Below are 12376 nucleotides of genomic sequence, written 5' to 3'. Positions count from 1 at the left end.
CGCTCCTTTTCTTACTTTCATCATTTACGAAATTTACGGACAAAAAAAGGCGACTTTTCAGTCGCCTTAAAATCAATTTTCTAGCGCCGCCTTCTGCGTCGCCACAATGGATTCAATTCCCCCTCGGGCCAGCGCCAACAAAGTGAGAAGTTCTTCATGGCTGAACGGCTCGCCTTCCGCGGTACCCTGTACTTCAATAATGCGGCCGTCTTCAGTCATCACGACGTTCATGTCGGTTTCTGCTGCGGAATCTTCAACATATTCCAGATCGCAGATCGCTTCGCCGTTAACGATGCCTACGGAAACCGCCGCCACCATGCCTTTCATCGGGTTGGTTTTCAGCTTACCGTTGGCAACCAATTTATTCAGCGCATCCGCCAACGCCACGCAGGCACCGGTAATAGACGCTGTACGCGTACCGCCATCGGCCTGGATTACATCGCAGTCCAGCGTAATGGTAAATTCGCCGAGCGTTTTCAGATCGACCGCCGCACGCAGCGCACGCGCGATCAAACGCTGAATTTCCATAGTACGGCCGCCCTGCTTACCCTTTGCCGCTTCACGCGCATTACGGGTATGGGTAGCGCGAGGCAACATGCCATACTCTGCGGTGATCCACCCCTGGCCTTGCCCTTTCAGAAAACGAGGGACGCCTTCTTCAATGGAGGCGGTGCACAACACTTTGGTATCTCCAAATTCGACCAGTACCGAGCCTTCAGCGTGTTTTGTATAGTTACGGGTCAGGGTTACGGGACGCACCTGATTAGCGCTACGGCCTGCTGGACGCATATTGAGATCTCCGGCTTAAAACGAATGTGGCTGCGCATTATACGGACTTCCGATGGTTATTCCTATCCTGACAAGGCCTGGATAGCTATAATCCCCTCATCTCTCCTTTAAAAACGGGAACATCTATGATCCGCAGTATGACCGCCTACGCCCGGCGTGAAATCAAGGGTGAATGGGGTAGCGCGACCTGGGAAATGCGCTCGGTAAACCAGCGTTATCTGGAAACTTACTTTCGTCTGCCGGAACAGTTCCGTAGTCTTGAACCCGTCGTGCGCGAACGCATTCGTACACGCCTGACGCGTGGCAAAGTCGAATGTATGCTGCGTTTTGAACCCGATGCCAGCGCGCAAGGCGAGCTTATTCTGAATGAAAAGCTCGCGAAACAATTAGTTAGCGCCGCAAACTGGGTCAAAATGCAGAGCGACGAAGGGGAAATCAATCCGGTTGATATTTTGCGCTGGCCAGGTGTCATGGCGGCGCAAGAGCAGGATCTGGACGCGATTGCCGCAGAAATTTTAGCCGCGCTGGACGGTACCCTGGATGACTTTATCGTCGCGCGCGAAACGGAAGGCCAGGCGCTGAAAGCACTGATTGAACAACGTCTGGAAGGCGTCAGCGCCGAAGTAGCGAAAGTCCGCGCGCATATGCCGGAAATCCTGCAATGGCAGCGTGAGCGCCTGGTCGCGAAGCTGGAAGATGCTCAGGTTCAGTTGGAAAACAACCGTCTGGAGCAAGAGCTGGTGATGATGGCGCAGCGCATTGATGTGGCGGAAGAGCTGGATCGTCTGGAAGCGCACGTCAAAGAGACTTACAACATTCTGAAGAAAAAAGAGGCGGTAGGTCGCCGTCTGGACTTCATGATGCAAGAATTTAACCGTGAGTCGAACACCCTGGCCTCCAAATCCATCAACGCTGATGTAACTAACTCCGCTATTGAATTAAAAGTGTTGATCGAGCAAATGCGCGAGCAAATCCAGAATATTGAATAATTCTGGCGCTCAATATGTCATAGAGCCCGCCTTATGCGGGCTCTCGCGTTTATCGGTAGTACGTTTTTAATTTCCGGCGAATAGCGTCGATAAGGCGCCGCTTCCACTCTACCGTTGAAGCCCGATACTGCATAAAAATAGCGCCTTCCGCCTGCTCCCCGGCAAGCGGCAGGACAAAAAGACCGCGCTTATCGGATAAATTTTCATACCAGGGGCGCGGTACAATCGCCATTAGCGGCGCCGACTGGACAGCAGGCGCCAGTTGACTGTAATCATGACAAACAAACGCCAGCGGGCGTTCAAACCCGGCACGAGCCTGCTGCCTGTCCAGTTCGTTGTTCTCTTTTGTCCACGGCAAACAGTAAATGTGTTGATAATGCTGTAGATCAGCAAAATTCAACGCTGTGGCATTCTCCAGACGTGAACGCAATGGCGCGCCATAAACCGCGATCAAACGCGTAGTCCCCACCCGCTCGTAATGCAGAGCGCTGACCTGCTTTTGATGGTCGCCAATTGCCAGCACCAAATCAACCGAGCTATCCAACAGTTCATCACGCCAGGGTCGGCGGGCAAAAGGAAGGCACTCGATCACCGCCTGATGAAGATGACCTTTCTCTGCGAGAACGGGCGTAAGCAGCGCGTTCAATGCGGGAGGAAGTACCACCCGGAAACAACGGGAGCCGTTCTCTTTATCGCCAAACAGCTCCTCATTAAGCGAAACAAACACAGGCGCCAATTTGTCACGCAGCGCCTGCGCATAAGGCGTAGCAATCTGGCGGTTCCCTTCCCGTCGAAACAACGGGTCGTTTAGCGCATCGCGCAATCTCATTAACGCATGACTTACCGCAGAAGGCGATAAAGCCAGCTTTTGCGCCGTTTTCCCCGTAGAGCTCGTCTCCAGCAGCACATACAGTACTTTTAACAGGTTCATATCCATTTGCAGCAAGTTCATTAAACGTCTCTCTTATTGAACCTGGCTAAATTACTGCCAGGTATACTGCGGGCGCTTCAATCAGGAGAACATTATGAATCGCTATGCATTATTCTTTGTATGTATATTTTCAACATCAGCACTTCCTGCCATGGCGGCATTAGATCCTTCACAACCGTTATCACCCGCGCCTCCGTTATCACTGTTTAAAGCGTGGGCTAAGCCTATAAAGCCGTTTCAAATCACAGAAGGCGTGTGGTATGTCGGCACGAAAAATCTCTCTTCTATTCTGCTGACCACTCCGGCAGGGCATATTCTTATTGATGCGGGGTTGGATGAAAGCGCACCGCAAATTAAAGCGAATATTGAAGCGGCAGGATTCCGCCTCACAGACGTGCGCTATCTGTTGAATAGCCATGCGCGGCTGGATCAAGCGGGGGGCATGGCACGTTTGAAAGCGTGGAGCGGCGCACAATTGGTCGCCAGCCAACCCAACGCCGATCAGATGGCGAGGGGTGGACGACAGGATTTTGCGCTTGGCGATGCGCTCCCCTTCCCGCCCGTCACCACCGATAAAATTATCCACCACCAGGAAAGCATCATCCTCGGAGGGATAACCGTGACAGCGCTATTCACGCCTGGACATCTACCCGGCTCAACCTCCTGGCGCGTAACGCTCCGCAACGGCAAGACGCTAATTTACGCTGACAGTCTCGCCACGCCCGACTATCTGCTGATTAACAACAAAAATTACCCTGACCTGGTTACTGATATTCAGGGTAGCTTTAAGACGCTGGCCGCCCAGCATGTTGATATCTTTATTGCCAACAAAGGTGACCGCTTCGGGCTACTGGAGAAACGACAGCAACTTCGCAACGGCGATACACAGGCATTCTTTGATTCCAATGGCTTGCAACAGTATGTGGAACGCTCGCGCCAGCGCTTCATCACACAACTTACCGCACAGCAGCCATAATGAAATAACTCACCGGCGGCGCATCCAGGGCGCCGTTCATTTAATTTATCTAAGTCAAAACAGAAAAACCTCGTATACAATAAACCACAAAAATGATGTTCAATTTATTGATATTTATAATAAATAATTATTAATCATAAATTTAAAATCATTACTAAAATTTATTAATCGTGTAATGCCTTAGAAAATCTCAATCGTGATACAGCGCACAAATCGTTAATCTTCGCCCCCAGTAAATTAGGGGGAAATCATGCTGTTGCACGTTCTTTATTTAATTGGCATCACTGCCGAGGCCATGACGGGCGCACTCGCTGCGAGTCGTCGTCGCATGGATACATTCGGCGTAATTATTATTGCTACCGCCACCGCCATTGGTGGAGGCTCAGTTCGCGACATTCTGCTCGGTCACTATCCGCTGGGTTGGGTGAAGCATCCCGAATATGTCATTATTGTGGCGACTGCCGCTGTATTGACCACCATTGTTGCCCCCGTCATGCCCTATTTACGCAAGCTTTTCCTGGTACTTGACGCGCTGGGGTTGGTGGTTTTCTCTATTATTGGCGCTCAGATAGCCCTTGATATGGGCGAAGGGCCAATTATCGCCGTGGTAGCCGCCGTCACTACCGGCGTCTTTGGCGGCGTGCTCCGCGATATGTTCTGCAAACGCATTCCACTGGTGTTTCAAAAAGAGCTATATGCCGGCATTTCGTTCGCCTCGGCGGTGCTCTATATTGCGCTGCAACATTACGTCATGAATCCGGATGTCGTCGTTATCTCTACGTTACTGTTTGGCTTTACAGCAAGGTTATTAGCGCTACGTCTTAAACTTGGCCTGCCGGTATTTTATTACCGCCATGAAGGGCACTAAGACCCAAATCCGGGAATATGCTGAGCAGCCAGCCATCTGCTCAGCGTTTTGATCTGCGGATTATTCCGCCAGTCGATGACTCTCCCGGCACGACGCTCGCCCGTCGCTGGTAACTGCCACCAGTGTTGCTCTGTTCGCATTAATAACTGCTCCCATGAACGATCGCCGCTGGCCTGTAATGCAGCCTGCGTTAAGGGGATATCCATCGCCATGATCCAGCGGGTAAACGACTGCCGGCGCGCCAGGTTAAATTGCCGCCATATCTGCTCGCTTTTTCCTTTAGCAAAGCCTGGCGTGTTGGCTATTTGCGCTGACGTCAGGGCAAGCCAGGAGAAGATATGCTTAAAGCGATGCGTCTGATGCAAGGCCCGCCAGCTGGCTTCGCCCATTCCGTCCAGACCCAACGCCGACCGTGACCCCAGCCATACCAGCCTGGAGATAAACTGTTCCTGACACGTTTCCGACGCGTAAAAGCAGGTCAGCGAGTTGAAATGGCTATCAGGCGGTACAGGCTTACTCCGCTCACGACTCCGCCAGACGACCTCATCAAGCCGGGGAATGCCTTGCCCCTCCAGACTCACCAGGATCTGATCGCCCGGCGCGATATCCCACGCTTCCCAACGCTTCACAGAATCGATATTGACCCGCTGAACCCGCTTATCATCCAATATAACGGGGACAAGCGACGCTACTACGGTAATTTTGCCGCTTTTCCCCACCGAGAACTGAATAGCGCTCACTTGCGCGACCTGCGCTACTGGCGGATATTTCCATGCTGCCAGCCAGTCGCCCTGCCCGGGTCGCCAGTGTTGTGACGCAGGTTCTTTAGCCATGCGTATCACTACGCCATCCGTTACAAAGGGTAATGCTGACGTCAGCCATGACTGGCGCGCCCGCTCGACCTCGCTGGCATCTTTTACCGCCAGGGTATATTTATTCGTCAGACTGAATCCAGCCTTAGCAAGTTGGCTTAATCTTTCGGGCATATTTGCCGGACCGTCCGGCCACGCCCAAATAAAAATACCCAACGAATTTAGCGCGGAGGCGTTATCCTGGCGCATTAACATTCCTGCGACTTTCGAGCGCGCATTCATCCCGCCCATCCGTTGCTGGATATGTCCCTCGCGCTGTAGAAAGATTTCGCCCTGCAACACCGCGTTAGCAAGCGCGCCTTGTGTTGTCTGCGGTATAGAGGGGATCAGGCGAATTTTTGGCGTCCAGTCCTCGCCTTGTAGTCCGTTACCCCGGCTGATAGCCCTGGTCAGTTTACCGTTTTGATAAACCAGCGTTACCGCTACACCATCCACTTTTGGCTGTACCCAAAGCTCGCTGCGCCCGCGCATCCACTGTTCTACCGCCTGTCGGTCCGCGAGTTTACGTACGCCCGTGTGCGCAACAGGGTGCATTGTTGTACCGTTTAACGGCGGTGAAACCGGAGTAGATGAAACATCCTGACCAACACAGCGTTGCCACTGAACCAGCCTTGCGCTGAGCTGGTCGTACACACTATCGTCAACCGCGCTAACACCTTGTTTCCAGTAGATGTCATTCCAGTCAGCGAGCTGTTGCTGTAAACGGGTGATTTCTTCAGCGGCCCTTGCTGGCGGCCAGGCCGGGCAAAGCGCCCCACTCTGCGAATGCCACAATAAAATTCCCCACGCCATACTTTTCCATAATCTCATCACGACCTCCTGCGCACATTGCCCGGCAGGTATAGCGCTTTAGTGAATAAAAACCGACAGGTAAAAATGCATCATCCGAGCCGCTTTCCAGATTTTTTGGTGGGTTGCTGCAACGACGCGATAAAAGCGGAAAAAGGGACGCAAAATGCAATAATCTGGCGCAAAAAGTGTGACAAAGACTACGTCGCATAACGGCGATGTGTATAATAAGCCCGTATCAAGGCTCTATTTCGATAATCACAGACGTAAGATACTCATGGCTCAAGGTACGCTTTATATTGTTTCTGCCCCCAGTGGCGCGGGTAAATCCAGCCTGATTCAGGCTTTATTAAAAACCCAACCGTTGTATGACACTCAGGTTTCCGTTTCACATACCACGCGCGCGCCGCGTCCGGGTGAAGTGCACGGTGAGCACTATTTCTTTGTAAATCATGATGAGTTTAAAACCATGATTGGCAGGGAGGCGTTTCTGGAGCACGCGGAAGTGTTTGGCAATTACTACGGCACTTCGCGCGAAACCATTGAGCAAGTGCTGGCAACCGGCGTTGATGTTTTTCTGGATATCGACTGGCAGGGCGCCCAGCAAATTCGCGAAAAGATGCCGCAAGCACGCAGCATTTTTATTTTGCCGCCATCAAAGATCGAATTGGATCGCCGTTTACGCGGCCGCGGGCAAGATAGCGAAGAAGTCATTGCCAAACGAATGGCGCAAGCGGTTGCAGAAATGAGCCATTACGCCGAATATGATTATCTTATTGTGAATGACGACTTTGATACCGCGTTAAGCGACTTGAAAACCATCATTCGCGCTGAACGTCTGCGTATGAGCCGCCAAAAGCAGCGTCATGACGCTTTAATCAGCAAATTGTTGGCAGACTGAACCCACTTTCAGTATCATGCCCAGTCATTTCTTCACCTGTGGAGCATTTTAAGTATGGCACGCGTAACTGTTCAGGACGCTGTAGAGAAAATTGGTAACCGTTTTGACCTGGTACTGGTCGCCGCGCGTCGCGCTCGTCAGATGCAGGTAGGCGGAAAGGATCCGCTGGTACCGGAAGAAAACGATAAAACTACCGTTATCGCGCTGCGCGAAATCGAAGAAGGTCTGATTAACAACCAGATCCTCGACGTCCGCGAGCGCCAGGAACAGCAAGAGCAGGAAGCCGCTGAATTACAAGCCGTTACCGCTATTGCTGAAGGTCGTCGTTAATCACAAAGCGGGTCGCCCTTGTATCTGTTTGAAAGCCTGAATCAACTGATTCAAACCTACCTGCCGGAAGACCAGATTAAGCGTCTTCGGCAGGCGTATCTCGTTGCACGTGACGCTCACGAGGGCCAGACACGTTCAAGCGGTGAACCCTATATCACGCACCCGGTAGCGGTGGCCTGTATTCTGGCCGAGATGAAACTCGACTACGAAACGCTGATGGCCGCTCTGCTGCATGACGTGATTGAAGATACCCCCGCCACCTATCAGGACATGGAACAGCTTTTCGGTAAAAGCGTTGCCGAGCTGGTAGAGGGGGTGTCGAAACTTGATAAGCTCAAGTTCCGCGATAAGAAAGAGGCGCAGGCCGAAAACTTTCGCAAAATGATTATGGCGATGGTGCAGGATATCCGCGTCATTCTCATTAAGCTTGCTGACCGTACCCATAACATGCGCACGCTGGGCTCGTTACGCCCGGATAAACGTCGTCGTATTGCCCGTGAAACGCTGGAAATCTACAGTCCTCTGGCGCACCGTTTAGGTATTCATCACATTAAAACCGAGCTGGAAGAGCTGGGTTTTGAAGCGCTGTATCCCAATCGTTACCGCGTCATTAAAGAAGTGGTAAAAGCGGCGCGCGGCAACCGTAAAGAGATGATCCAAAAAATCCTCTCTGAAATCGAAGGACGCTTGCAAGAGGCGGGAATTCCGTGTCGCGTTAGCGGTCGCGAAAAACATCTTTACTCGATCTACTGTAAAATGGTGCTCAAAGAGCAGCGTTTTCACTCGATCATGGACATTTACGCGTTTCGCGTGATCGTTCATGACTCCGATACCTGCTATCGCGTACTCGGCCAGATGCACAGTCTCTATAAGCCGCGTCCGGGACGGGTGAAAGACTATATAGCCATTCCCAAAGCGAACGGCTATCAGTCTTTGCACACCTCGATGATCGGCCCGCACGGCGTTCCTGTTGAAGTCCAGATCCGTACCGAAGATATGGATCAGATGGCGGAAATGGGGGTCGCGGCACACTGGGCGTATAAAGAACACGGTGAGACCAGCACCACGGCGCAGATCCGCGCCCAGCGCTGGATGCAGAGCCTGCTGGAGCTACAACAGAGCGCCGGTAGTTCGTTTGAATTTATCGAAAGCGTAAAATCCGATCTCTTCCCGGATGAGATTTACGTTTTCACCCCGGAAGGGCGCATTGTCGAACTGCCCGCTGGCGCTACGCCGGTGGATTTTGCCTATGCAGTGCATACCGACATCGGCCACGCCTGCGTCGGCGCGCGTGTCGACCGCCAGCCTTATCCGCTGTCGCAGCCGCTTAGCAGCGGTCAGACCGTCGAAATTATTACCGCGCCGGGCGCGCGTCCCAACGCCGCCTGGCTGAACTTTGTCGTCAGCTCTAAAGCGCGCGCTAAAATTCGTCAGTTGCTGAAAAACCTCAAACGTGATGACTCCGTAAGCCTGGGCCGTCGTCTGCTTAACCATGCTTTAGGCGGCAGTCGTAAGCTGGCGGAAATTCCGCAGGAAAATATTCAGCGCGAACTGGATCGTATGAAGCTGGCAACGCTTGACGATCTGCTGGCGGAAATCGGTCTCGGCAACGCGATGAGCGTAGTGGTCGCGAAAAATCTGCAGCAAGGCGAAGCCGTGGTGCCGACCGTTGCGCAATCGAATCACGGCCACCTGCCGATTAAAGGCGCGGATGGCGTGCTTATCACCTTTGCGAAGTGTTGTCGTCCGATCCCAGGCGACCCGATCATCGCTCACGTCAGCCCAGGTAAAGGACTGGTGATCCACCACGAATCCTGCCGTAATATCCGTGGATACCAGAAAGAGCCAGAGAAATTTATGGCGGTCGAATGGGACAAAGAGACGGAGCAGGAATTCATTACCGAAATCAAGGTGGAAATGTTTAACCATCAGGGCGCGCTGGCTAACCTGACGGCGGCGATTAATACCACCACCTCCAATATTCAAAGCCTGAATACTGAAGAGAAAGATGGTCGCGTCTATAGTACCTTTATTCGCCTTACCGCACGCGATCGCGTACATCTGGCGAATATCATGCGCAAAATCCGCGTGATGCCAGACGTTATTAAAGTCACCCGTAACCGAAACTAGCGCTATGAATCCAAAACGTTATGCGCGTATATGCGAAATGCTCGCCAGGCGTCAGCCTGATCTCACGGTCTGCATGGAGCAAGTCCACAAACCTCATAACGTTTCTGCAATCATTCGTACCGCAGATGCCGTTGGCGTCCATGAAGTCCATGCTATCTGGCCAGGTAGCCGGATGCGCACCATGGCTTCCGCGGCGGCGGGCAGCAACAGTTGGGTACAGGTGAAAACTCACCGTACCATTGGCGATGCGGTAGCCCATTTGAAAGGACGGGGAATGCAGATTCTGGCAACCCATCTTTCTGATAAAGCCGTAGACTTTCGCGAGATTGATTACACGCGCCCGACCTGTATTCTGATGGGTCAGGAGAAAACCGGTATTACTCAGGAAGCATTAGACCTGGCGGATCGGGATATCATCATTCCGATGATCGGCATGGTACAGTCGCTGAACGTTTCCGTCGCCTCCGCGCTCATTCTTTATGAAGCCCAGCGCCAGCGACAGAACGCGGACATGTATCTGCGTGAAAATAGCATGTTGCCGGAAGATGAACAGCAGCGCCTGCTGTTTGAGGGTGGTTATCCGGTGCTGGCGAAAGTCGCTAAACGTAAAGGTCTGCCTTATCCTCGCGTCAATCAGCAGGGCGAAATCGACGCCGATGCTGACTGGTGGGCGACGATGCAGGCGGCAGGGTAATCACCATGTCAGGCCGCTTGTTAGACGCTGTTCCGCTCAATTCCCTGACAGGCGTCGGCGCAGCGCAAAGCAGTAAACTGGCGAAAATTGGCCTGCACACCGTGCAGGACCTCCTGCTCCACCTCCCTCTGCGTTACGAAGACCGCACCCATCTCTACCCCATTGGCGAACTGCTGCCTGGCATCTACGCCACCGTTGAAGGCGAAGTGCTGAACTGCAATATCACTTTCGGCGGTCGTCGGATGATGACCTGCCAGATTAGCGACGGTTCCGGCATTCTTACCATGCGCTTTTTCAATTTTAACGCAGCGATGAAAAACAGCCTGGCGACGGGACGACGTGTGCTGGCCTACGGGGAAGCGAAGCGCGGCAAGTATGGCGCAGAGATGATCCATCCGGAATATCGCCTGCAGGGCGATCTCAGCACGCCGGAGCTTCAGGAAACGCTCACCCCCGTCTATCCGACCACCGAGGGCGTGAAGCAAGCGACACTGCGCAAGCTTACCGATCAGGCGCTGGAGTTGCTCGACACCTGCGCCATTGCCGAACTACTGCCGCCGGAACTGGCGCAGGGTATGATGAGCCTGCCGGAGGCGCTACGTACCTTGCATCGCCCGCCGCCGACGCTCCAGCTCGCCGATTTAGAAACCGGCAAACACCCGGCGCAGCGGCGGCTTATTCTTGAAGAGCTACTGGCGCATAATCTCAGTATGCTGGCGCTTCGCGCAGGCGCGCAGCGCTATCACGCGCAGCCGCTAAGTACCAACAACATATTGAAAGACAAGCTGCTGGCGTCGTTGCCGTTTAAACCCACCAGCGCGCAGGCGCGGGTGGTGGCAGAGATCGAACGTGATATGGCGCTCGATGTGCCAATGATGCGTCTGGTTCAGGGCGACGTGGGTTCCGGTAAAACGTTGGTTGCGGCGCTTGCCGCCTTGCGCGCTATTGCCCACGGTAAGCAGGTGGCGTTGATGGCGCCGACCGAACTGCTGGCTGAACAGCACGCAAATAATTTCCGCAACTGGTTCGAACCGTTGGGCGTTGAAGTGGGTTGGCTGGCCGGTAAGCAAAAAGGTAAAGCACGTCAGGCGCAGCAAGAGGCTATTGCCAGCGGTCAGGTGCAGATGATTGTCGGCACCCACGCTATCTTCCAGGAACAGGTGCAGTTTAACGGGCTGGCGCTGGTCATTATCGATGAGCAGCACCGCTTTGGCGTCCACCAGCGGCTGGCATTGTGGGAAAAAGGCCAGCAGCAGGGCTTTCATCCGCATCAGTTGATTATGACCGCAACGCCCATTCCTCGCACCCTGGCGATGACTGCCTACGCCGATCTCGATACCTCGGTGATTGACGAGCTACCGCCGGGCCGTACCCCTGTCACTACCGTTGCTATTCCGGATACCCGTCGCCATGAAATCATTGATCGTGTGCGCAACGCCTGCACAACCGAAGGCCGTCAGGCCTACTGGGTCTGTACGCTGATTGAAGAATCTGACCTGCTGGAAGCGCAGGCGGCGGAAGCCACCTGGGAGGAGCTCAAGCTGGCGTTACCGGAGTTGAATATCGGCCTGGTACACGGCCGCATGAAGCCCGCCGAAAAACAGGCGGTGATGCAGGCCTTTAAGCAGGGTGAACTGCATCTGCTGGTCGCCACTACGGTGATTGAGGTGGGGGTCGATGTTCCTAACGCCAGCCTGATGATTATTGAAAACCCGGAGCGACTGGGCCTGGCGCAATTACACCAGCTCAGAGGACGTGTTGGCCGTGGCGCGGTCGCATCGCACTGCGTGCTGCTCTATAAATCGCCGTTGTCGAAAACGGCGCAGAAGCGTTTACAGGTATTGCGCGATAGCAACGACGGTTTTGTGATTGCGCAAAAAGATTTAGAGATTCGCGGCCCGGGGGAATTACTGGGCACGCGCCAGACAGGGAACGCCGAATTTAAAGTTGCGGATTTACTGCGCGATCAGGCCATAATCCCCGAAGTTCAGCGTATTGCCCGTCATATTCACGAACGTTATCCGCAGCAGGCACAAGCGCTGATTGAGCGCTGGATGCCGGAAACCGAACGTTATTCCAACGCCTAGTGAGCACGGCGGCTTTAATG

The 12376-nt window shown here is 53.5% G+C and carries 11 protein-coding genes; 8 read left to right on the top strand and 3 right to left on the bottom strand.

All coding sequences use genetic code 11. From position 1 onward, the window contains the following. Window positions 1-72 precede the first annotated feature (72 nt). Window positions 73-789, bottom strand: coding sequence for a ribonuclease PH (gene rph, locus ACQ29O_RS00505; RefSeq protein WP_001247078.1), 717 nt, complete (start codon window positions 787-789; stop codon window positions 73-75). Between the two features lie 125 nt (window positions 790-914). Between rph and ACQ29O_RS00500 the strand changes: the two genes are divergently transcribed. Then, window positions 915-1778, top strand: coding sequence for a YicC/YloC family endoribonuclease (locus ACQ29O_RS00500; RefSeq protein ID WP_000621352.1), 864 nt, complete (start codon window positions 915-917; stop codon window positions 1776-1778). Between the two features lie 49 nt (window positions 1779-1827). Here ACQ29O_RS00500 and ACQ29O_RS00495 read toward each other — a convergent pair whose 3' ends face one another. After that, entirely contained in the window at window positions 1828-2730 is a 903-nt protein-coding gene (locus ACQ29O_RS00495) for a LysR family transcriptional regulator (RefSeq protein WP_001050866.1), read from the bottom strand. A gap of 73 nt (window positions 2731-2803) precedes the next feature. Between ACQ29O_RS00495 and ACQ29O_RS00490 the strand changes: the two genes are divergently transcribed. Both ACQ29O_RS00490 and ACQ29O_RS00485 read left to right on the top strand, forming a co-directional pair. After that, window positions 2804-3685: an HARLDQ motif MBL-fold protein gene (locus tag ACQ29O_RS00490; protein ID WP_001082966.1), complete on the top strand. Its 882-nt coding sequence runs from the start codon at window positions 2804-2806 to the stop codon at window positions 3683-3685. A 250-nt stretch (window positions 3686-3935) separates the two neighbouring features. Then, on the top strand, window positions 3936-4553 hold the full coding sequence (locus ACQ29O_RS00485; RefSeq protein WP_020937248.1) for a trimeric intracellular cation channel family protein: 618 nt from the start codon (window positions 3936-3938) through the stop codon (window positions 4551-4553). Here ACQ29O_RS00485 and ligB read toward each other — a convergent pair. Beyond that, window positions 4550-6235, bottom strand: coding sequence for an NAD-dependent DNA ligase LigB (ligB, locus tag ACQ29O_RS00480; RefSeq protein ID WP_001241848.1), 1686 nt, complete (start codon window positions 6233-6235; stop codon window positions 4550-4552). The two genes, ACQ29O_RS00485 and ligB, sit on opposite strands and share 4 nt — an antisense overlap. Before the next feature lie 256 nt (window positions 6236-6491). On the opposite strand from ligB, the gene gmk reads away from it, so the two are divergent. Genes gmk through recG form a run of 5 tightly spaced genes read left to right on the top strand, consistent with a single transcriptional unit; the run spans window position 6492 to window position 12356 of the window. Continuing rightward, the gene (gene gmk, locus ACQ29O_RS00475; protein ID WP_000046966.1) at window positions 6492-7115 is read left to right on the top strand and encodes a guanylate kinase; all 624 of its coding nucleotides are present in this window, start codon (window positions 6492-6494) and stop codon (window positions 7113-7115) included. A gap of 54 nt (window positions 7116-7169) precedes the next feature. Further along, on the top strand, window positions 7170-7445 hold the full coding sequence (gene rpoZ / locus ACQ29O_RS00470) for a DNA-directed RNA polymerase subunit omega (RefSeq protein ID WP_000135058.1): 276 nt from the start codon (window positions 7170-7172) through the stop codon (window positions 7443-7445). 18 nt (window positions 7446-7463) lie between these two features. Beyond that, on the top strand, window positions 7464-9575 hold the full coding sequence (spoT, locus tag ACQ29O_RS00465) for a bifunctional GTP diphosphokinase/guanosine-3',5'-bis pyrophosphate 3'-pyrophosphohydrolase (RefSeq protein WP_000280481.1): 2112 nt from the start codon (window positions 7464-7466) through the stop codon (window positions 9573-9575). Window positions 9576-9579: 4 nt separating this feature from the next. Further along, window positions 9580-10269 carry a tRNA (guanosine(18)-2'-O)-methyltransferase TrmH gene (gene trmH, locus ACQ29O_RS00460; RefSeq protein WP_253336152.1) on the top strand — a complete coding sequence of 230 codons (690 nt, stop codon included), beginning with the start codon at window positions 9580-9582 and terminating at the stop codon, window positions 10267-10269. Window positions 10270-10274: 5 nt separating this feature from the next. Beyond that, complete coding sequence (gene recG, locus ACQ29O_RS00455; RefSeq protein WP_000016747.1) at window positions 10275-12356, top strand: ATP-dependent DNA helicase RecG; 2082 nt, start codon at window positions 10275-10277, stop codon at window positions 12354-12356. The last annotated feature ends 20 nt before the right edge of the window (window positions 12357-12376 follow it).

Origin of the sequence: Salmonella sp. GDC200615, from assembly GCF_050574145.1 — a bacterium.
GTDB classification, from domain to species: Bacteria; Pseudomonadota; Gammaproteobacteria; order Enterobacterales; family Enterobacteriaceae; genus Salmonella; species Salmonella enterica.
Note: the sequence above shows the minus strand (reverse complement) of the source record. Positions and strands in the feature narration are given on the sequence as shown.